General features: G+C 65.7%; 15 protein-coding genes and 1 pseudogene. 2 read left to right on the top strand and 14 right to left on the bottom strand.

Annotation, left to right across the window (positions count from 1 at the left end; all coding sequences use genetic code 11):
• The first annotated feature begins 7 nt into the window (after nucleotides 1–7).
• Nucleotides 8–2,386 carry a carbohydrate binding family 9 domain-containing protein gene (locus tag HKW67_RS01910; protein WP_171223790.1) on the top strand — a complete coding sequence of 793 codons (2,379 nt, stop codon included), beginning with the start codon at nucleotides 8–10 and terminating at the stop codon, nucleotides 2,384–2,386.
• 8 nt (nucleotides 2,387–2,394) lie between these two features.
• Here HKW67_RS01910 and hslV read toward each other — a convergent pair whose 3' ends face one another.
• Nucleotides 2,395–2,940: an ATP-dependent protease subunit HslV gene (hslV, locus tag HKW67_RS01905; RefSeq protein ID WP_171223789.1), complete on the bottom strand. Its 546-nt coding sequence runs from the start codon at nucleotides 2,938–2,940 to the stop codon at nucleotides 2,395–2,397.
• A gap of 9 nt (nucleotides 2,941–2,949) precedes the next feature.
• On the opposite strand from hslV, the gene HKW67_RS01900 reads away from it, so the two are divergent.
• Nucleotides 2,950–3,927: a threonine ammonia-lyase gene (locus HKW67_RS01900; RefSeq protein ID WP_171223788.1), complete on the top strand. Its 978-nt coding sequence runs from the start codon at nucleotides 2,950–2,952 to the stop codon at nucleotides 3,925–3,927.
• A 560-nt stretch (nucleotides 3,928–4,487) separates the two neighbouring features.
• Here HKW67_RS01900 and xerC read toward each other — a convergent pair.
• The 13 genes and pseudogenes from xerC to pilM all read right to left on the bottom strand — a co-directional run bounded on the left by xerC (nucleotide 4,488) and on the right by pilM (nucleotide 20,083).
• The gene (gene xerC, locus HKW67_RS01895; RefSeq protein WP_171223787.1) at nucleotides 4,488–5,462 is read right to left on the bottom strand and encodes a tyrosine recombinase XerC; all 975 of its coding nucleotides are present in this window, start codon (nucleotides 5,460–5,462) and stop codon (nucleotides 4,488–4,490) included.
• A gap of 7 nt (nucleotides 5,463–5,469) precedes the next feature.
• Complete coding sequence (gene trmFO / locus HKW67_RS01890) at nucleotides 5,470–6,834, bottom strand: methylenetetrahydrofolate--tRNA-(uracil(54)-C(5))-methyltransferase (FADH(2)-oxidizing) TrmFO (protein WP_171223786.1); 1,365 nt, start codon at nucleotides 6,832–6,834, stop codon at nucleotides 5,470–5,472.
• Nucleotides 6,835–7,480: 646 nt separating this feature from the next.
• On the bottom strand, nucleotides 7,481–10,099 hold the full coding sequence (topA, locus tag HKW67_RS01885; RefSeq protein WP_230981101.1) for a type I DNA topoisomerase: 2,619 nt from the start codon (nucleotides 10,097–10,099) through the stop codon (nucleotides 7,481–7,483).
• A gap of 4 nt (nucleotides 10,100–10,103) precedes the next feature.
• A complete protein-coding gene (locus HKW67_RS01880) occupies nucleotides 10,104–10,532 on the bottom strand; it encodes a DUF494 family protein (protein WP_171223785.1) in 429 nt (142 codons plus the stop codon).
• Nucleotides 10,533–10,535: 3 nt separating this feature from the next.
• The gene (locus HKW67_RS01875) at nucleotides 10,536–11,087 is read right to left on the bottom strand and encodes a shikimate kinase (protein WP_171223784.1); all 552 of its coding nucleotides are present in this window, start codon (nucleotides 11,085–11,087) and stop codon (nucleotides 10,536–10,538) included.
• The gene (gene aroC / locus HKW67_RS01870; protein ID WP_171223783.1) at nucleotides 11,084–12,274 is read right to left on the bottom strand and encodes a chorismate synthase; all 1,191 of its coding nucleotides are present in this window, start codon (nucleotides 12,272–12,274) and stop codon (nucleotides 11,084–11,086) included. The genes HKW67_RS01875 and aroC overlap by 4 nt, the downstream gene beginning before the upstream one ends.
• 193 nt (nucleotides 12,275–12,467) lie before the next feature.
• Nucleotides 12,468–14,879 (bottom strand): YncE family protein, encoded by a 2,412-nt coding sequence (locus tag HKW67_RS01865; protein ID WP_171223782.1) that lies wholly within the window; start codon nucleotides 14,877–14,879, stop codon nucleotides 12,468–12,470.
• A 22-nt stretch (nucleotides 14,880–14,901) separates the two neighbouring features.
• Nucleotides 14,902–15,234, bottom strand: coding sequence for a type II secretion system protein GspD (locus tag HKW67_RS22390; RefSeq protein WP_230981100.1), 333 nt, complete (start codon nucleotides 15,232–15,234; stop codon nucleotides 14,902–14,904).
• A gap of 589 nt (nucleotides 15,235–15,823) precedes the next feature.
• Nucleotides 15,824–17,131: pseudogene (locus HKW67_RS22385) on the bottom strand (AMIN domain-containing protein); the annotation flags it as partial.
• Nucleotides 17,131–17,640, bottom strand: coding sequence for a hypothetical protein (locus HKW67_RS01850; protein WP_171223780.1), 510 nt, complete (start codon nucleotides 17,638–17,640; stop codon nucleotides 17,131–17,133). The pseudogene HKW67_RS22385 and the gene HKW67_RS01850, both read right to left, overlap by 1 nt.
• Nucleotides 17,637–18,260: a type IV pilus inner membrane component PilO gene (locus HKW67_RS01845; RefSeq protein WP_171223779.1), complete on the bottom strand. Its 624-nt coding sequence runs from the start codon at nucleotides 18,258–18,260 to the stop codon at nucleotides 17,637–17,639. The genes HKW67_RS01850 and HKW67_RS01845 overlap by 4 nt, the downstream gene beginning before the upstream one ends.
• 12 nt (nucleotides 18,261–18,272) lie before the next feature.
• Nucleotides 18,273–19,028 (bottom strand): PilN domain-containing protein, encoded by a 756-nt coding sequence (locus tag HKW67_RS01840; RefSeq protein ID WP_171223778.1) that lies wholly within the window; start codon nucleotides 19,026–19,028, stop codon nucleotides 18,273–18,275.
• 11 nt (nucleotides 19,029–19,039) lie between these two features.
• A complete protein-coding gene (pilM, locus tag HKW67_RS01835; RefSeq protein WP_171223777.1) occupies nucleotides 19,040–20,083 on the bottom strand; it encodes a type IV pilus assembly protein PilM in 1,044 nt (347 codons plus the stop codon).
• Nucleotides 20,084–20,273 lie beyond the last annotated feature (190 nt).

Raw genomic sequence — 20,273 nt, 5'->3', positions numbered from 1 at the left:
TTCGGGGATGTCTTTCCTGCTCAGTTTTGCGGGCGCGCTGCAGTTGACGGTTGCTTCATTTCCCGCCGCGCCCGCGCTCCAGCCGCCCCACGATTCCGCGGCGGCGGTGTACCACGCCATCAATGGCCAGACGGAAGTCCGCATGGGCCGCCCGAGCTCGGCGGTCGTCACGATCGACGGCCGTCTCGACGAGCCGGTATGGTCCACGGCGTCGTTGCTGACCGGTTTTTCGCTGTATAGCCCAACCGACGGACGTCCAGCACCGGACTCGACCGAAGTGCGGGTGTGGTACTCGCCGACGGCGATCTACTTCGGGGTGCGGGCCTACGAGCCGCACGGCATCGTGCGCGCGACGCTGGCCGACCGCGATCGGCTGACGGCCGACGACAACATCGAGATCCATCTCGATCCGTTTCAGGAGCGTCGTCGCGCGTTCGTATTCATCGTCAATCCGCTCGGCATCCAAGCGGACGGGACGAAGGCCGAAGGTGGGGGATTCATTCCCGGCTCGAACGTGATGCCTGGGCAGAACGACCTCAGCGCCGATTTCCTGTGGACGTCGCGCGGGCACGTGGAGGACTGGGGATACGAAGTCGAAATCCGCATTCCGTACACCAGCCTGCGTTTTCCCACGGGCGGTGTGCAGCGGTGGGGCGTGCAGTTCAGCCGCAAAGTGCAGCACAGCGGGTACGAAGAAACGTGGACGCCGGTGCAGCGCGGGGCGGCCTCGTTCATTTCGCAGGAAGGTTGGTTGGCGGGCATGACCGGTCTCACCCGTGGCATCGATGCCCAGATCAACCCCGAACTCACGAGCACCATCAGCGGTATCCCGTCGACCGATCCTTCAAACTTGAAGGATTGGCGTTACACGAGTAAGCCACGCGTAGGTGGTAACGTGCGCGTCGGACTCGGGAGCAACTTCGTGCTCAACGGCAGTATCCGCCCCGACTTCTCGCAGGTCGAAGCGGATGCGACGCAAGTGGCGGCCGACCCGCGCTTCGCGCTGTTCTATCCGGAACGTCGGCCATTCTTCGTGGAAGGCGCCGACCAATTCAACGTGCCGAACACGCTGGTGTACACGCGTCGCATCGTGCAACCGGATGCGGCCCTGAAGCTCACCGGCCGCTTAGGGCGCTCGAACATTGCGATGCTCTCGGCGCTCGATGCAGCGCCAACCACCGTTGGCGCGACCAGACCGCTGGTGGACATCGTGCGCATCACGCGCGACTTCCAACTGCAGTCACAGAGTGGGTTGGTGTACAGTGAGCGCGTGAGCGGGGGACGTGCCAACCGCGTGTTCGGCGCCGATGTGCGCCACGTGTTCGGTGGCAAGTACTACGCGCAGGCGCAAGCGGTGGGCAGTCTGACGCGCGCGGCCGGCGAACAGAAACGCGGCGGCCTGTGGGAAGCGGTAGTGGATCGCACCGGTCGTGGCTGGGGATTCCACTACAACGTGCTCGGCGTGACGCCGGAGTTCCGCACCGACAACGGTTTCGTGGCCCGCACGGGTTTTGTGAATGTGAGCACTGCCAACCGCGTGTCGATCTTCGGCAAGCAGGGGCAGCTGTTCGAGAAGCTGCAGATGTTCTCGCAGGTGAGCGGGCTGTGGCAGTATGGCGACTTCTTCAAAGCCAAGAGCCTGCTCGAGAGCAAGGCGAGCCTTGGCAACACGGTCACGCTGCGACGCGGATGGTCGCTGGGCTACACGCCGGCGCTGGCGACGTATGCGTTCGACCCGACGGTCTACGGTTCCTTGCGCGTGCTCGAGAACAACACCGCGGTGCCGTTCGCGCCGGCGCCGCGCATCACCACGTTCTCGCAGCAGGCGAGCGTGTCTACGCCGCAGTTCCGTCGCTTCGCGGCGTCGGCCAGTGTGCTGCGCTCGAGCGACGTGGACTTCAACGAGACGTCGCGCGTGAACCGCACGGCCTATACCGGCAGCGTGGACTGGCGACCGAACACACGCCTGCGCATGAACGCGACCTACGCCAGCAACGAGTTCGTGCGGCGCGTGGATGATGTGTCGACGTTCTCGACGCAGATTCCGCGTGTGAAGGCGGAGTATCAGGTGTCGCGGTGGGTGTTCGTTCGCCTGATCACGCAGTACGAAGCGAACCGTCGTGAGACGCTGCGCGATTGGCGCACCGGATCCCTGCTGTACACGCGACGGGCCGACGGCACACTCACGCCAACCGTGGCGACGCGCTCGAATCTGTTGCGCGCCGACTGGCTGTTCTCGTTCCGCCCCAGCCCGGGTACGGTGTTCTTCGCCGGCTACGGCAGCAGTCTCACGGAACCTGAAGCACTCGGGCTCAATCGACTGCGCCGCGTGAGCGACAGCTTCTTCCTGAAGGCCAGCTGGGTGAACCGCTTCATGTCGCGGTAAACACCCAACTAGGCCGTGGGTTCGAGCACCGTGATGTTGGTGTTCGTATAAATGCAGATCTCGCCGGCGATCGTCAGTGCTTTCTTCACGATCTCGGCCGGCGACAGCGCCGTTTCGCGCACCAGCGCGCGCGCGGCCGCTTGCGCGTAGGCACCGCCGGAACCGATGGCGAGAATACCGTCGTCAGGCTCGATGAGCTCCCCGTTGCCGCTCAGCATGAAGCCGTGATCGACGTCGGTCACGATGAGCATGGCCTCGAGGCGTCGCAGCACGCGATCGCTCCGCCATTCCTTGGCCAGCTCCACGGCGGCCTTGGGCAAGTTGCCGGGGAAGCGATCGAGCTTCTCTTCGAACTTCTCGAACAGCGTGATCGCGTCGGCGACGGAGCCGGCGAAGCCAGCGATCACACGGCCGCCCTTGAGCGGTCGAACCTTGACGGCCTGCGACTTCGCGATGGTATCCCCGACGGACACCTGCCCGTCGCCGCCGATGGCCACGCGTCCGTTGCGACGCACCGCCAGGATGGTGGTAGCTCGAATGATTGGGAGAGGCATATTTGAGGAATGTACCCCATCACCTACGACGACGTAGTGGCCGCCCGCACCCGGCTGCGCCCGTATCTGGACCCGTCCCCGGTCCGGCACTACCCGCCATTGGACGAGCTCGTCGGACACGGCATTCGCGTGCTCGTGAAGCATGAGAATCACCTGCCGACGGGCAGCTTCAAGGTGCGCAACGGCACCTCGTCGATCACCGCGCTGTCCGACGAGGACGCGGCCCGCGGGGTCATCGCGGCCACGACCGGCAACCACGGACTTGGGCTGGCTTGGTCGGGCGCGCAGCGTGGCGTGTCGGTGACCATCTGCGTGCCGCGCGGCAACAACCCCGAAAAGAGCGCGGCCATTCGCGGACTGGGCGCCACGTTGATCGAGGTGGGTGATCGCTACGACGAAACGGTGGCGGCCTGTCGCGAGATCGCGGAGCGCGAAGGGCAGACACTGGTGCACTCGACGAATCACCACGAGGTGATTTCGGGCGCTGCGACGATGACGGCGGAGTTTCTGGAACAGGCACCGGATCTCGACGCCATCATCATCGCGCTGGGCGGTGGCTCGCAAGCGGTGGGCGCGTCGGTGGTGCGCGATGTGCTCAAGCCCAGCCTCGAGGTGTACGCGGTGCAGAGCATCGGCGCGTCGGCGCAGCACGATGCCTGGCACGACGGCGTCCCGCGCTCCGGCGCACCGGTGCGCACATTCGCCGAAGGGATCGCCACGGGCTCGACCTACGAGCTTACGTTCCCCGCGCTGCGCCAAGGACTCGAGGAGTTCGTGGTGGTGAGTGAAGCGGCTATCGCGCAGAGTGTGCGCGACTTGTGGCGGATCACGCACAATCTGGCCGAAGGGTCGGGGGCGACAGGGCTGGCCGGCTTGCACCTGCTGGCGCCGAGGTTGGCCGGGCGCACCGTCGGCATCGTCATGTGCGGAGGCAATCTCGACGCGGCTCGCGCTGTGACTGTTTTGTCTGGTGGCACACCGGTTTGAGTTTTGAGTTGGTGGTGTGCTTGCGGATGGGTGATGGTCGTCGATGCACCTCCCTTTCGCCGCTTGCTGCGGGCGGGACGCGCGGGTTCGCCACGCGGGTGAGGAGCGGCCGCCCGCAGAGGCGGCTGCAGGGAGATGCACCGCCGACCTACCTGGGGCTGGGGGAGCACACGCACTCGGGGCTCGAGGGTAGCGTGCCTTCGGGGAGCTCGTGGCGCGCGAGCCACGTCGCGGTGATTGCTGTCGGGCTTTGCGGGGGCACGTCGTTCCCCGCGCTTACTCACCCCCGTAACCGCGCGCCGGAGCCTCTCTGGGGGGGCGGGTCTGAATGCAAACGACGCGGGCGTGATTTCCGGCCATCTGCGTGTAGCCGCTCGGCCCGTGGGGCTCCACGGCGGCTCTCTGCGAGGGCCGCACCGCCCTCGCGCGGCGTTCCCACGCTGCACCCCGCAGAAAAGCCGACGAGGAGTTCCCCACGGGCCGACGCGGCGTGCGCGTCCAGACCTGCCACCGCACGCACCACGAACAAAGCCGTAAGCACACCGCTACACATGCAAAACTCAGGCGCGCGGGTGCGCCTGCCTATAGACCTTTTTGAGGCGCTCGACGCTGGTGTGCGTGTAGATCTGCGTGGTGCTGATGCTGGCGTGACCGAGCAGTTCCTGCACGGCGCGCAAGTCCGCACCGCCGTCGACCAAATGCGTGGCGAAACTATGACGCAGTGAGTGCGTGCTGAGCCCTGCCCCTTCGTCGACAGCCGACAGCAGCTGTACGACGGCGTGCTGAATGGCGCGGGGGCTCATGCGCCCGCCGCGTTCACTCAGAAACACGGCACCACGCGCGGGCTTCTTGGTGCTGTCCTTGAGTTTCGCGAGCAGGGCGTCGCGCTTCACGAGGTAGTTGCGCAGTGCGCGCTGGGCGTGATCGCCGAGCGGTACGATGCGTTCCTTGCGGCCCTTGCCACGCACCTTCACCTGTTGTGCGACGAGATCGAGATCGCCGAGGTCGATGCCGCGCAGTTCGGAGAGCCGGAGGCCACTCGAGTAGAACAGTTCGAGCATCGCGACGTTGCGGACGTCGGTGAACTCGAGACTCTGCGCGCGGGTCGCCGCGTGTTCGAGTAACGTGTCAGCTTGCCGTTTGTCGAGATACGCCGGCAGTGTACGCGGCAAGCGCGGCGATTTCACGGCGCGCGCGGGGTTCACATCCACGCGCTCATCGCGGTGCATCCAGCGATAAAAGCTTCGCACCGCCGACAGCTGACGCGCCACCGAGCGTTTGGCGAGTCCACGGCGCGTGCAGTGCGCCATGAAGCCGCGGATGTCGGTGCGTCCGAGCTCGTTCCACCGCCAGCCATCGATGCCGTGCGTACTCGCCAGCCACGTGGAGAATTCGCGCAGGTCGCGCCGGTACGCGGAGACGGTGTTGGGCGACAGGTCGCGTTCCTTGGCGAGATGGACGAGAAACTCGTCGATCTCGGCGGGGAGGGCCGTTTCCGGCACCGCCAGTTCGGGAGGCGCGCCCTCGTCGTTCATCAGCGCATCACCCGCGGATAGCCGTCGGAATGATGCCCGCCTCGTCACGCCACGCTGCCATCGCCGTGAGCGCGCGCTCCGCGAACAGCTCGCGCTTCTTCGCCTTGTCCTTCAACAGCTTCGGCGCGACGCCTTCGAGGTCGTCGAGCAAACCGAAGTTCGCGTTCATCGGCTGGAAGTGCTTGGGGTCGGCCTCGCGCATGTAGCGATACAGCGCGCCCATCATGGTGGCGGGCGGCGGCACAACGGGCTCGTGTCCGTCGATCTGTCGAGCGAGGTTGATGCCGGCCAACAGACCGGTGGCGCTGCTTTCGGTGTACCCTTCGACGCCGGTGATCTGGCCGGCGAACATCAACTGCGGCGCGTCGCGCAGCGACAAGTGCGACGACAGCGCCGCAGGCGCGTTCACGTACGAGTTGCGGTGAATCGAACCGAAGCGCAAAAACTCCGCCTCGGCCAGGCCGGGAATCATGCGAAACACACGCGCCTGCTCGGGAATGCGCAGGCGCGTCTGAAAGCCGACCAGATTCCACATGCGCCCCCCGCGGTCTTCCATCCGCAACTGCATTACGGCATGCGGACGCGAGTTGGAGCGCGGGTCCTGCAAGCCGATCGGCTTCATCGGTCCGAAGCGGAGCGACTCACGCCCGCGCCGCGCCATCTCTTCGATGGGCATGCAGCCTTCGAAGTACGGCACCGAGTCGAACTCGTGCGCCGTGAACTGGTCGGCGGTGGTCAGCGCATCGATGAACGCTTCGTACTCGTCGCGTGTGAAGGCGCAGTTGAGATACGCGCCTTCCTCGCCCGCGCCGTCCATCGTTTCCTTGCCCCAGCGCGAGGCACGGAACGCGATGTTCTGATCGATCGACTCGAGCGATACGACAGGCGCAATCGCATCGTAGAACGCGAGCGATTCGACGCCAAGCCGCGCACGAATGGCATCGGCCAGCGCATCGGACGTGAGCGGGCCGGTGGCGATGATGCCGACGTCGGGGAGCGACGTGACTTCCTCGCGCGACACGCGAATGCGCGGATGCGCGTGGATACGGTCGTGCACGTGTTGCGAGAAGATCTCGCGATCGACCGTGAGCGCCGATCCACCGGGCACGCGCGACTGATCGGCGCAGTCAAGGATCAGTGAACCGAGCTGCCGCATCTCGGCCTTGAGCAGGCCATGCGCGTTGGTGGTCTCGGTGCTCTTGAACGTGTTCGAGCACACGAGCTCACCGAGCTTCTCGGTACGGTGCGCGGCGGTGCCGCGGACAGGGCGCATTTCATGCACCACGACAGAATGTCCGCGCTCGGCGAGCTGCCACGCGGCTTCGCTTCCGGCGAGTCCGCCGCCGATCACCTGCACTTCGTTGGATGCCATGCGTGAAGTCTAACGGGGCGCGCTTTCGTTGGGTTCGTGGCTGCTTTGCGCTTCGGTCGGCGTGGACGCTCGTGCGGCATCGGGGAGCACCCCTTCGCCGCTTGCTGCGCGTGCGGTCGGGCATTGGCGCAGGAAGGTAGGATCCCGGCGCCCACGCAGAGGCGGCGGCGGGGCGTCCCCGTGCCGAACGAGCTACACGGGGGGAGGTGAGCCAGCGCTCGCACGCGACACCGCGCAGGTCAGCGCGCGCCCGCCACACATGGCCCAGGCGGACGCGCGCGATCTGCGGCGGGCGGGAGGATGCGACCGGCCGAATGGCGGGACTCTTCGAGGTGGCAAGGGAGCGCGCGCACTTTGCGGCTACGACGGAGATTGGAGCGTTCGGCTGCGCCGTGGTACGCGTACGACGCAGCCCGGCGCGGCCCGTGGGTCCCCGCGGCGAATCTCTGCGGGGGTGACGCCGGCGCCGGAGCGCAGCGACAGGCGCACGGCCACCCCCGCAGAAAATTTCGCCAAGGGGATCCCACGGGCCGCGCCGGGCGTCTCGCGCACACCAGAAGCCCAAAGCCCAAAGCCCACAGCAAAACGGTCGCACCAGGCATGAAGCCCGTGCGACCGTTCCACGATCCATCCAACGCGAGCCGTATCAGGCCACTTCGGCCACCAATTCGGCTTCGTCCGGGCTCGGCACGTCCCATTCGTTCGCGCACTTGAGACACTTCCGGAACGCGCCGCGGGTCTTATTGCTCTTGGCCTCGGCCCCCACGTACCCGCACTCCGGGCACGTCTCGGCCACGGGCTTATCCCACACGACGAAATCGCAGTTCGGATAATTTTCGCAGCCGTAGAACGCCTTGCCGCGCTTCTTGCTGCGACGCTCGGCGATTTCCCCGCCGTCCTTGGGACACTTCACACCGGTGGGCATGGAGCGCGTACCGCGGCACTTCGGGAACTTGGAGCAGCCCAGGAAGTCTCCCGAGCGGCCGTGACGCACCACCATCGGCTCGCCGCACTCCTGACACATGTACTTCGTGAGCTCGGCCGGCTTCTTCTCACCCTTGATGGGGCGCGTGTACTTGCACGCCTTGGGGTGATTCTCACAGGCCACGAACGGTCCGAAGAACCCACCCTTGGCCACCAGCTTTCCGCCGCAGTCGGGACACTTCTCGGTGGCGAGCGCCGACAGATCGTAGGCTTCGCCGATAAGGACGTCGAGATCGTTGTCGTTGAGCGTGGCTTGGAACGGTGTCCAGAAATCGGTAAGCGCGCGCACCCAGCCCAATTCGCCGTCGGCGATCTTGTCCAGTTCTCCTTCCATCTGCGCCGTGAACTGCACGTTGAAGATGGCGGGGAACTTCTTGACCATCACCTTCTCCACCGTTTCGCCCAGCGGGGTGGGAAAGAAGCGGCGCTGCTCGAGCAACACATAGCGTCGTTCGGCCAGCACGGAGATGATCGACGCGTACGTGGACGGGCGACCGATACCGAGCCGTTCGAGCTCCTTGACCAGCGAGGCTTCGGAGAAGCGCGGCGGCGGTGCGGTGAAGTGCTGCGTCGGTGTGATCGCCTTGACCGGCACCGACTCGTTGAGCTCGAGGTACGGCAACGCCTGCTCGTCTTCGAGCGCCTTGCCGTCACCCTCTTCGCGCGCTTCGCGATAGAGCGTGAGGAAGCCGTCGAACTTGATGACCGAGCCCGTGGCGCGGAACAGGTACGTACGCCCCTGCGTCGGGATATCGAAGTCGACGGTCGTGGTATCGAAAACGGCCGGAGCCATCTGCGATGCCATGAAGCGCTTCCAGATCAGTTCATAGAGCTTGAACTGGTCGGCGGTGAGCTTCTTGGCGAGACGGTCATCGGGACGGCGCGTGGGGTCGGTGGGACGCACACCTTCGTGCGCGTCCTGCGCGTTCGCCTTGCCGCTCGGGTAGAGCTGCATGCCGGCCGCGAGGTACGAGTCCCCGTATTCCGCCTTGAGCCAATCGCGCGCCGAGCCGGCCGCGGTCTCGGAGACGCGCGACGAGTCGGTACGCATGTAGGTGATGAGACCGACCTGGCCCTCTTCGCCACCCACGTCGATGCCTTCGTACAGATCCTGCGCGAGGCGCATGGTGCGCTTGGAGCCGAAGCCCAGCTTCTTGGCGGCTTCCTGCTGCAGCGTGGACGTAGTGAACGGCGCGGCGGGATTCTTCCGCTTCTCGCGACGCTTGACTTCGGTGACCGTGAACTGCGTACGGCCCTTGAGGTCGGCGAGAATGCGCTCGGCCTCATCGCCCGTCGGGATCTCGGGCTTGCTGCCGTCGATCTGATGCAGCTTCGCGGTGAACGGCTGCGTGCCCTTCTGCAGGTCGGCCGCGATGCTCCAGTACTCGACCGGCGTGAACGCACGGATCTCGCGCTCGCGCTCCACGATGATGCGCAGCGCGACGGTCTGCACACGACCGGCCGACAGTCCCTTCTTTACGGTCTTCCAGAGCACTGGGCTGGCCTTGTAGCCCACGAGGCGATCGAGCACACGACGGGCCTGCTGGGCATCGACTTTCTTGTTGTCGATGTCCATCGGGTTCGCCATGGACTCCTTCACCTTGTCCTTCGTGATCTCGTGGAACATCACGCGGCGGATCGGCGCCGTGACGGCGTACCGGGGAGGCTGCGTGAAAAACTGCTCGACGTGCCACCCAATCGCCTCACCTTCGCGGTCAGGGTCGGTGGCGATGAAGATTTCGCGGGCGCCCTTCGCGACGCGTTTGAGTTCGGTGAGAATGTCTTCCTTGCCCTCGATGGTGACGTAGTCGGGGGCGAATCCATGCTCGATGTCGATGCCCAGCTTCTTGGCCGGCAGATCACGGACGTGACCCACGGTGGCCTTCACCGTGAAGCCCTTGCCGAGGTACTTGCCGATGGTCTTCGCCTTGGCGGGAGACTCGACGATGACCAGCGTCGTGCCGCCGGCGGGGGCGGGTTCGTCGTCGTCGGGTGCCGAGTCGTCGATCCGGGCGCGGCTGCGAGCCTTGGTGCTGGAGGCCTTCTTGGCGGCGGTCTTCGAGGCGGCCTTCTTTGCGACCGCTTTCGTCGTCGATCCGGCCGCCGTTTTGGCTGCCGACTTCCGAACAGGCGACGGCGCAGCGACCGGGCCTGCCGCCGTCGCTGTGGTCTTCTTCACCGTCTTCTTGGCAGCCTTTTTGGCCACCTTCTTGACGGCTTTCTTCGCCGCGGGCTTGGCTACGCTAGAAGCCGCCGCGGTCGTGCCCTTCTTGATTGGCATCAGATCAGTGTACCTGGGAGCGCTCGCCGTCCATGGCCCCGTCATCGAACCCCACGTCCTCCGCGATTCCACGGATGTCCGCGAGGTTGATGCGGCCGTCGATATGAACCAGCGCGCGCTCCACCAACTGCTCAAAATCGTTGAGATTCACCGCTCCGGAGCCACCCAACGTGACCAGGTAGCCCCAGGCTTCGGCGGTAAACCGTCCGCGCTCGTGCGGCCCCTGAACGCGGAGCGGCCCGTTGCGCGACATCACAGAACCACCCGAGCCGCGCGGTGGTGCAGTATCGCTATAAAGAAGTGAAAGAATCTCACCAATCTGTCGCCGGTCATATCCTTGCGACGAGAGATACGCCTCAACCTCCACAACATCCGTGTCGGCCGCGAATCGTTCGCGCAAATCATCGATGACAGGCGTCCACCGATCGTTCATCGCCTAACCTATCCCCAGAGTCCCGTCGTGGGCAAGCGCCACCACGGAATCAATAAGTCGTTGTGAATCAACAGCTTCCACGTTTACAGTCACGTCGGCCAAGGCGTACAGCCCAGATCGCCGGTCCCACAATGACTGCATGGCCATGGCCGGGTCCGCTTGAGCCAGCAGCGGCCGCACGATCCGGGACCGGGTGAGGCGTCGCAGCGCCTCCTTCGGGGAAATATGTAAATGAATGATACGCCCCGGAGGACGCAGGAGTGCCATGGCCCCGGGAATGGTCACCCAGCCGCCCCCCGGTGCCAGCACCATCGGCGGCGCCGCAGCCAGCTCCTGCGTGAGCGCAAATTCCAACCCTCGGAACACTGCCTCCCCGCGTTCGGCAAAGATACGCGACACCGAAATCCCTTCCCGTTTCTCGATTTCGGCGTCGAAATCCAGGAACGGACGCGACAGTCGTTTCGCGACCGCGCGCCCCACGGTGGACTTGCCTGATCCCGGCAGTCCAACGAGCACGAGGTGCCCGTCGATCTGAAGGCCGGCCGGTTGGGTCACCCCACCCGCTCGTCGAGGCGGGCCAGATAGGCGTCGACGTTCCGACGCAGCTCTCCCAGCGAATCGCCGCCGAACTTCTCCAAGAGCGCGTCGGCCAGCACGTACGCGGCCATCGCTTCGGCGATCACCCCCATGGCCGGTACCGCGGTGACGTCGCTTCGTTCCGCAACGGCCGAGGCCGCTTGTCCGGTGGCAACGTCAACCGTACCAAGCGGACGCATCAGCGTCGAGATGGGCTTCATCGCAACCCGGATGACCAGCTCCTCGCCGGTCGTCATGCCGCCCTCGGTGCCACCAGCGCGATTCGTCTTCCGACGCACATGACCCATCCGGGTGTTCCCCGGGGCAGCCTCGATCTCGTCGTGCACCTCGGCGCCGGTCCGGCGCGCCGTCTCAAAGCCGAGCCCGATTTCCACGCCCTTCACCGCCGGAATGGACAGCATCGCCTGCCCCAGCCGCCCATCGAGACGCCTATCCCACGACACATGCGATCCCAGGCCCACGGGCAAGCCGGTGACGACGACTTCGCAGATCCCACCCAGCGTGTTGCCCTCCTTCTTGGCGGCATCGATGCGCGTGATCATCTCCGCTTCGGCGGCGGGATCGAGCGTGCGCAGCGGCGAGGCATCGGACGCCGCGTTGATGTCGCCCGGCATCACCGCAGGACGGGCCGCATCGACCCCGCCAAGGTGCACGAGGTGCGAACCGACCTGGATCCCCAGTTCGCGCAGCAAAACGCGGCAGACCGCCCCTGACGCCACCCGCGCGGTCGTCTCGCGGGCCGAGGCGCGCTCGAGAATGTCGCGGGCGTCCGTGCGATCGTACTTGAGCAGTCCCGTGAGATCGGCGTGTCCCGGACGCACCCGGGTGACCTGACGTTTCCGGGGCCCGTCGGCATCGCCCTCGCGCGGGGCCGGGTCCATGATTTCGAGCCAGTTCTTCCAGTCGCTGTTGCGGATCAGCATCGAGATCGGGGATCCGAGCGTCTCGCCAGCGCGAACGCCCGACAGGAACTCGATGCGATCGGTTTCGATCTGCATGCGACGCCCGCGTCCGTACCCCTGCTGACGACGGGCGAGGTCGGTGTCGACATGGGCCGCCAGCAAGGGAACGCCAGCCGGCATGCCCTCGAGGATCGAAACGAGCGCCGGTCCATGTGATTCGCCGGCGGTGGTGAAGCGGAGCATGAGTGTGCGAGGCAGACGGATGGACGCCGGTGGCTCCGGGGCCCGTGTCACAACGTATGACGCGACACCGCGCGATGGCAGCGTTGTCGCACACGAACGTTTCATCATGCGGAGCCAACACGCAGCACGGCCCCGGAGCGAATGCCCCGGGGCCGTGCCGACTTCCCACTTCGATCAACCGTGTTTCGAGACGTTACTGGCAGGTCGTCGTGAAATTGTCAGGCAGTGCGACCACCGTCACGCCGCGGATCGTCGCGCCGACCAGCACCAGCTGGCCATTCGGACGCGTCGTGGCGCGCACCGGACCGATGATCGGGTCGCGGATCGGGATCGACGCGATCTTTCGGTAGCAATACGTGTCGAACACGTCGATGACCGGCTCGCTCGAGGCGATGAACGCGAGACGCGTGCGGAGCGTGGAGTTGGCACCCGTGTTCAGCGGGTGAAAGTCCAGCCCACCACCGCTCGGCCGTGACTGCAGGATACCCTGCAGACGGAGCGTCTTGTCGAACAGATAGGTCGAGTCGCCCTTCACCGCATTCAGTTCGCCGTCGAAGTTGACGCCGACGCCCTGCACGCGGGAGAAGGTGTTGGCCACGAAGTCGCTCACGTCGATCGGACGGGAGATGCCCTTGTCGATCACGGGCACCGGCGGCGTCGAGTCGAAGCCCAGCGTGGCGTCGTACGTCATGGCGCGACTGCCGAGTACCGATCCACCTTCACCGAACACCGCGCGCCGGAAGTTGCCCGAGCCGCGCACGAACGTGGTGTCGCGGAAGGCCAACCGATCGAGTCGGATTACGATGGAGTAGTCGAAGAAACCACCGTTGCCGTTCGGGACGCGCTGCTTGTACGGAACCAGCAGCGAGTCCTTGCCGAAGCCGCCGGCAGCGAAGCGCTCCACTTCCAGCGTGTCGGAGCGGCCGACGGACTGACCGATCGCCTGCTCGAAGAAGAAGTGCGACGTGCGCTGCGTGAGGTTCTCCCATCGAAGCGTACCCTGATTCGGGAACGGAACCGACTGGCCGGGCGTGGGCGTGGTGGAGTACACCGCAATGATGTCCTGACACGGTGCGCCGGGCGTGTTGGCGCCGTTGCAGGTCGCCGCAATGTACTGCGGACGATCGCTGAAGTCGTAGACGGTGCGCTGCGTCATTGGCGCATCGGTGGCTTCTGAACGCACGGTCGTGATGCTGTACGCCACGATGTTCGGCAGCGCGTAACGGAACACTTCGCGTCCCGTCGTGCCGGTCTTCAGGTCGACGTAGCTGATATTCGTACCGCCAGAGTTCGCGACGAGCAGCGTGTCGGCCATGACGCCGTCACGATTGCGCGGCCAGGGCGCGATGCCCCACGGACGCGAGCCTACGGCGATCGGCGTGCGGAACGTCGAGTCGGCCAGGTTGTAGACCTCGAGCCAATTGCGCTCGATGTTTGAGAGATAGATCCGATCGGTGCGCGGGAAGTAGAAGGCGTCGGCCACCTGTCCACCGGTGGGCAACGGACTGGTGTAGCCGGCGACGACGGCCACCGTATCGAGGCGCAGCGCACCCGACGTGAAGCGTGCCACGTCGCGACGTCCGTTCGCGTTCCGGGCAAAGCCCGTGACGGTGACGAGCGTCGGGAACACCGTGACCGGTACCCGGGAGCGGAAGGTACGCACCAGTGTCGAGAAGCCGCCGGTCGACGTCACGGAGTCGGCGACGATGAGTTGGCCGGTGAGACCGCGCACTTCGTAACCCAGCACCGAGATACCCACGGGGTCGGTCGCTTCGACAAAGATGGTGTCCTGCACCTCGAGTCGCGCGGCGACGCCCGTGCGGACAATCGGCACCGTCGTCGCATTCGCCGGGCTCTGTACCGCATACTGCACGGCGGTGCCCAGCACGCGCTGGTTGAGCGAGTCGGTCACGAACGGCGTGACGGTGATGAGCTGCCCCTTCACCGTATCCGGCACGACGAGCGTATCGAGCACCGCCACCGAGTCCCTGAGCGGATTGCCGAAGGACGCTGAGTCCTTCACGTTGTACGCGCCGGTGATCTCGTAGCCCAGCGTGCGCACTTTGTAGCGGGCCTTGCCGGAGAACGAAATCACGAGCGACTTGCCGCTCACGACCGGTGATCCGGTGACTGGGCTGGTCACGACCGCCTGCGGCGGCTCGAGATTGCCGACGGTGAGGGCTACGCGAGAGGTATCCGACACGTTACCAGCGCCGTCGATGGCGACCGCACGAGCATTCACGGTGGCGCCGAGCGGCGCGTTGTTGGGCACCCGGATGTTCACGTTCACCGTGAGCGACGTCACCGCGCTCGTCATGACTGTGTCATACGTAGCGCTGATACCACCCGCCAACAGCACGCGGACGCGCTTGAGACCGATGTTGTCCGTAGCGTTCACCGTCATGGACAGCATCGTGTCGGCAACGGTGTTCCCCTTCGCCACTTGGACACGCGGGACGATCGTGTCCCGGAATGGCGGATCGATCACTTCGTCACCGCTGCACGCGCCTAGGGCGGTCAGTGCGACCACCGCCGCGAGGGCGAGCGGTCGTGCGGTGCGAGGTGTGGGCCGCAGCGAGCTGCGGCCAGCGATGAATTCAGACATGAGTATGTGAGTCCTCGTTGCGTCAGCGGCTCGGCGGGATCACGCCATCATCCAGGATGTGCGGCGTCACCAGGATGAGCAGGTCGCGCTTCGTTTCGTTCTTGGAGTTCTGCGAGAACAGGCGACCGACGAACGGGAGGTTCATGAGAACCGGGATACCACTGCGGAAGCGGTTGGTCTCGGTGACGGTCAGGCCGCCGATGACGGCCGCCTCACCGTCCGCCACGAGTACCTGCGACTCCGCACGCTGGCGGTTGAAGATCACGCCCACGTCCGTGGCCGCGATCTCCGCACTCGAGTTCTCTGCCTTGATGTTGAGCAGCACCATACGATTGTTGGTGATCTGCGGCGTCACGGAGAGCTTGATACCTGCCTCTTCCTTCGAGACCGTCGCGCGGGGGAAGAAGGCTGCCGCGTTCGGCTGACCCTGTCCCGCCGCCACCGCCACCGCCGCCACCGCCACCCTGACCGCCGCCGCCCGAGCTCGCGTCGATGACGCGGATCGGAATTTCCTGGCCGACGAAGATCTCGGCGCTGCGGTTGTTCAGGATCGTGATGCTCGGCTCCGACTGCACGTCGGCCAGCGACGAGGTCTGCAGCGCGTTCAGGAACGCTGTGAGCTGATAGCGACCGAGCGCCGTGCTGTAGATCAGATTGAGCGCGTTCGGCTTGATGGCGTTGTTGGCGTTGGCGATACCGGCCAGCGCGTTGCCGCCGAGCGCGATACGGGCCGGGCCTTCGTAGGCCGTTCCGCCGCCGCGTGAATCCGGCACACCGTCGCCGTCGGTATCGACCGCCGTCAGCGTGTTCGGATCGATGCGCGGTACGAGCTGCTGGAAGAACTGCTTATCACCCTTGCCGAGGTCGTAGGCCAGGCCGATGTCTTGAATGCCCGTGCGATTCACGAAGATGATCTTCGCCTTGATCGCGACCTGCGGCGTGCGGACGTCGAGCTGCTGAACACGCGCCACGATTTCCGGGAGACGTGACGGCACTTCGGTGATGATGAGCTTGTTGGTCGCGCTGTCGGCGGCCACCGAGCCGCGAACGACGCAGCCCTGACCGGCGGTCTGATCCTGCTGACCACCGCTGCCACCGCCACCTTGATTCATCGGCATGCCCATGTCACGGCCAGTGGCCATCGTGGTCAATCCGGTGCAATCGCGGGCCAACAGTTGCTGCACGGTGCCGCGCAGCACCGAGGCCTTCGAGTAGTTGATGTCGATGATCTGCGTCACGAGCGGCTCGAGCGCCTGATTCGTGGCGAGGTTGCGGTAGCTGTCGACCGTGATGATGCCGCTGGCATCTTCGGTGGCCGCGAGCCCCTGCGCCTGCAGGATGGCCTGGAGGGCCACGTCCCACGGCTTATCGGCGATATCCGCCGTCACGTCGCCTGTCACATCCTTACCGACGACGATCGTCCGTCCCGAGAACGTGGCGAAGGCGGCGATCACGTCACGGATGTTCGTGCCATCGTAGCTGACCGTGATGCGCGGCTTCTGCTGCTGACGGCGCGCGGCGGCCATCGACGAAACCGTTGCCGGCGTGCGGGCCGTGAGCGGATCGCCAGAGTGATCATCGAGCACCACCGACTGCGGGCCCGCCTTCACGATCGGCGTCTCGACCTGCTGCACTTCAACCGGCTTGGCTTCGACCGGCTTGGCTTGCGGCTTGGCTTCGACCTGGGCGACCACCGGGGCCGTAGGGGCGGACTGCTCGAGGCGGCCGGCGGCAACCTGCGACGACAACTCGCCGCCGGTGCTGCTGGAACCCCAGCGGGCGAACGCGACGGCTGGCGCGCTGAGGGCAATGCGCACCGAGCCGCCTTCACGGACGACGGTGTAGCTGCGTGATCCGTCGAGATCAATCACGAGACGAACGGTATCGGCGCGATACTGCGACAGGCGCAGGTTGCGCACCGGTCCGCGGGCCTTGCCGTCGTAGTTGGAACGGATGGCCAGGTTGGCACCACCGAGATCCACCACGATGCGCGACGGATTGTCGAGCGTGAAGTGCTTGAGCGTCACGCTCGAGTCGATCGCCAGGACGATGTCGGCACCGGCCGACGCCGGAGCGACGGCAATGCTCGAGACGCGTCCACGCGTCGGCACATCGGTACGGGAGGTGATGGCCACATGGGCCGAGGGGGCAGTGTATCCCGCATATCCGTCTGCGGGGGCGTTCACGTGGGCCAGCGCAAGAGCGCCGGGGGCCAGGAGCGCGGAGATCACTGCAACGGTCGTCGGTCCCATCATGGGTTCCTCACTTTCGTCGTGTCGCTGCTGAGTGGCAGCGTTTCCTGCCGGTTAAATCCGAATTCTTCGATGGTGAACTGCACGGCTTTCTGTCGAATGGCGGAGACGCGCAGCCGTCCGAGCTGCTGTCCGACGCGCACGCGGTACTGCTGCTTGGAGTAGGTGTCGCGCAGAATGGCGACGGAGTTGCTGCCAGCGCCGACGGGGTCGAACGCCACGGCGGTGAGCCGCAGATCGCTGAGCAGCGGACGCACGTCACTGCTGCTCATGAGCGACTTGTAGGGATCGCGCCGTCCGCCACCGCTGTACGCGAACGTCTCGCGCTGCAGCGTGATCTCGGTCGGCATGCCGGCGGTCTTCTTCGGCGAGGCACTGGGCCCGACGGTGCCGGCGGACTCGCCGGAGACGGTGCGCGCCGCGGTGGGGCGAACCGGTTGTTGCGCATCGACGGTCAGTGCGGCAGCACTGAGCGCGAGCGTGGCGACGACGATGGTGAGGCGCTTCATGACGAACGCTCCTTGGCGGCGGGCTTGGCCGGCGTCGTCTTCTCGACGTAGGTCTGCAGCGTGATCGTGGAGGCGAGCGCGCCCTTCTCCGACGTCTTGATCGCGTTGCGCGGGGCATTGGCGCCCGAGCCGGCGACGATCGAGAAGTTCACCGGCGCCACGATGCGGGCCAGCGAACCGACGTTGGCGAGGAACTCGCCGAACTGGTGATAACCACCGATGATGGTGACGGTGTAGCGGTACGTATCGAAGCGCTCGCCGAGGATGACCGGCTCGGGCGTCACGCCGCCGACGTCGAGACCGGCGCGGCGGGCGGCGGTGCTGACCTCTTCGAGCAGCGCCGGCACTTCGTTGCCGGTGGGCACAAGACGTCGCATGACCAGCAGCGCGGAACGATTCTCCGCCGCCTGGACACGCAGGTTCTCGATGCTGCCCGACGCGAACTCGCGCGCGGCGCGCTGATTGGCGTCTTCGAGCTCCGCAACGCGGGTGATGTCGGACGCGAGCTGCTCTTCGCGAGCGGCATACGGATAGATGTAGTACGCGGCGGCGAGGGCGAGAGCCGCGAAGCCGATCAGGAGCTTGACCTGATCACGCTGGGTCTGAGGAAGCAGTGCCATTGTTATCTCTGGTCAGCGCACGGGAACGACGAGGGGCGAGGTTCGCACCACACCCGGAGGCGGCACTTCATACTCCGCCGACAATTCGAACTGCGTTACATCCTTGCCTTCGACGATGACGATCTCCGACTTGCTCAGCGAGACATGCTGGATGAACGGCGAACTCTCCATCTGCCGCATGAACATCGTGAGCGCCTGGATATCGACCGTCTGGCCGACGACACGGAACGTGAGCGGCGGATGGACCTCGATGGTGTCCTGCACCACGGCCGCCTTCTTCGCTTTCGCGGCCGCGGTGGCCGGCACCGGCGTGGCGACTCCGGCCAGCGTGTCAGCCCCCGGTGGCAGCGGCGCCTTGCTCGTCTGCTCGAGCGTCGTCAGCCAGGTGTAGGCCGGCAGCGCGCGGCTGATCTCGTCGAGAATGTGCGCCCAGTTGTAGCGGTTCTCGTCGATCGTGCGGATGATCTGCAACTGGCGCTGCACCGAATCACGCTCGGCAGTCAGCTTGCGGCGCGCGTCGAGCACTTTGGAGTAGCGCGTGGAGTCGCGCACGGCGCGATCGAGCTTCTCGGTGACTTCGCCGGCGCGCGCGTTCTGGGCAGTGAAGAGCAGTCCGACGGTCGCGCAGGCGACGACGACCGCACCCGCGGCGCCGACGAGCCACGGGTCGCGAACGGAGGCGCCGATGGAGCCGAGCGAGCCGGCGAGACTGCCGGCGCCACGCGATGTCTTCTTCGAGCCCGGGAGGAGATTGATTTGGAGCATCATGGTCGGATTCCTCAGGCCGCAGCGCGGAGCGCGAGTCCCACCGGCAGCATCAGCAGCGGTGCGACTTCATCGGTGGACAGGAACTCCAGCGCGCCTTCGCGCACGGTGATCCGGGCGAGAGCGTTGGCCGGCTGAACCGGAATGCGCAGGCGATCGGACATCCACGCCAGCAGACCCGGCACGCGCGACCCGCCGCCGCACGCGTACACGGCGCGGATCTGGCCGAAGTTGCGTGACGAGGACGCGAGGAACGTGGCCGCGCGCTCGAGACCCACGGCGAGCTCCTCGCCGCGCATCGCGATGGTGCCGTCGAGCAACGCCGAGCGATCGAAGCCGCGCAGCATATCCTCGGCCTCTTCTCCGCTGATGCCGTGCTCGCGCTGTACATCCTCACGGAAGCGTCGCGTGCCGACGCCCAGATCGCGCGTGAGAATGGGCACACCCTCATCGAGGATGTTCAGGTTCGTCTGCTCGTTACCGATGTTGAGCAGCGCCACCGTGCCGTGCATGGCGTCGGGATGATTCGCTTCGAACGCATTGTGCAGTGCAAAGGCGTCGACGTCGATCACCGAGGGCGGGAACCCCGCGTCCTCGAGGAGATGTCGCTTCGCTTCCACCAGATCACGCTTTGCCGCAACGAGCAGTACGCTCATGTCGAGACCGTCGCCGTCCGGATCGAGGACCTGGAAGTCGAGTTCGACGGAGTCCATGTCGAACGGCACGTGCTGTTCGGCTTCCCACCGCATCAGCTCACGTGCCTGCGCTTCCTTGACCCGCTCGATCGAGATCTTCTTGACGATCACGTCGCGTCCACCCACGGCCGCCACGAGGCTCTTCGTCTTCACGCCAGTCGCTTCGAGCGTCTGGCGGATCGCATCGGCGACGATGCCGTGATCCATCACTTCGCCTTCGACAATCGCCGTGTCGTTGAGCGGGGTGATGACGACCTTGACGAGCTCCGGCGTGGGTCCGCTGTGGTCGATGACCACTGCTTTCACAAGACCGGAACCGACATCGAGTCCGACGGTGATTTTCTTTCGGCCGAAGAGCGCCATGGCTGTTGGGGTTGAACTGGTGGTTTGCACGCTGCCGTTCGACGCTGAGCGCACCGAAGGGACAGATTGACCTGCCTTCACCGGGCATGTCATCCTTCAAACGACCGTCCCCTCACGAGGTAACGCCCCCTCCTAGAGGAACGGCCGGTACTACTGCCCACACCGTGACAGTGTCGGCCCGCTGCACCGC

The sequence above is a fragment of the Gemmatimonas groenlandica genome (assembly GCF_013004105.1).
Lineage (GTDB): Bacteria > Gemmatimonadota > Gemmatimonadetes > Gemmatimonadales > Gemmatimonadaceae > Gemmatimonas > Gemmatimonas groenlandica.
This window is presented reverse-complemented; position numbering and strand designations above follow the sequence as displayed.

Bases quoted from the DNA above. Each gene is read 5' to 3' on its own strand.
- aroC (WP_171223783.1), bottom strand. From the start codon at position 12,274: ATGCTCCGCTTCACCACCGCCGGCGAATCACATGGACCGGCGCTCGTT.
- pilM (WP_171223777.1), bottom strand. From the start codon at position 20,083: ATGGCGCTCTTCGGCCGAAAGAAAATCACCGTCGGACTCGATGTCGGT.
- HKW67_RS01845 (WP_171223779.1), bottom strand. From the start codon at position 18,260: ATGGCACTGCTTCCTCAGACCCAGCGTGATCAGGTCAAGCTCCTGATC.
- topA (WP_230981101.1), bottom strand. From the start codon at position 10,099: ATGCCAATCAAGAAGGGCACGACCGCGGCGGCTTCTAGCGTAGCCAAG.
- HKW67_RS01910 (WP_171223790.1), top strand. From the start codon at position 8: ATGTCTTTCCTGCTCAGTTTTGCGGGCGCGCTGCAGTTGACGGTTGCT.
- trmFO (WP_171223786.1), bottom strand. From the start codon at position 6,834: ATGGCATCCAACGAAGTGCAGGTGATCGGCGGCGGACTCGCCGGAAGC.
- HKW67_RS01900 (WP_171223788.1), top strand. From the start codon at position 2,950: ATGTACCCCATCACCTACGACGACGTAGTGGCCGCCCGCACCCGGCTG.
- hslV (WP_171223789.1), bottom strand. From the start codon at position 2,940: ATGCCTCTCCCAATCATTCGAGCTACCACCATCCTGGCGGTGCGTCGC.
- HKW67_RS01840 (WP_171223778.1), bottom strand. From the start codon at position 19,028: ATGATGCTCCAAATCAATCTCCTCCCGGGCTCGAAGAAGACATCGCGT.
- HKW67_RS01880 (WP_171223785.1), bottom strand. From the start codon at position 10,532: ATGAACGATCGGTGGACGCCTGTCATCGATGATTTGCGCGAACGATTC.
- HKW67_RS01865 (WP_171223782.1), bottom strand. From the start codon at position 14,879: ATGTCTGAATTCATCGCTGGCCGCAGCTCGCTGCGGCCCACACCTCGC.
- xerC (WP_171223787.1), bottom strand. From the start codon at position 5,462: ATGAACGACGAGGGCGCGCCTCCCGAACTGGCGGTGCCGGAAACGGCC.
- HKW67_RS01850 (WP_171223780.1), bottom strand. From the start codon at position 17,640: ATGAAGCGCCTCACCATCGTCGTCGCCACGCTCGCGCTCAGTGCTGCC.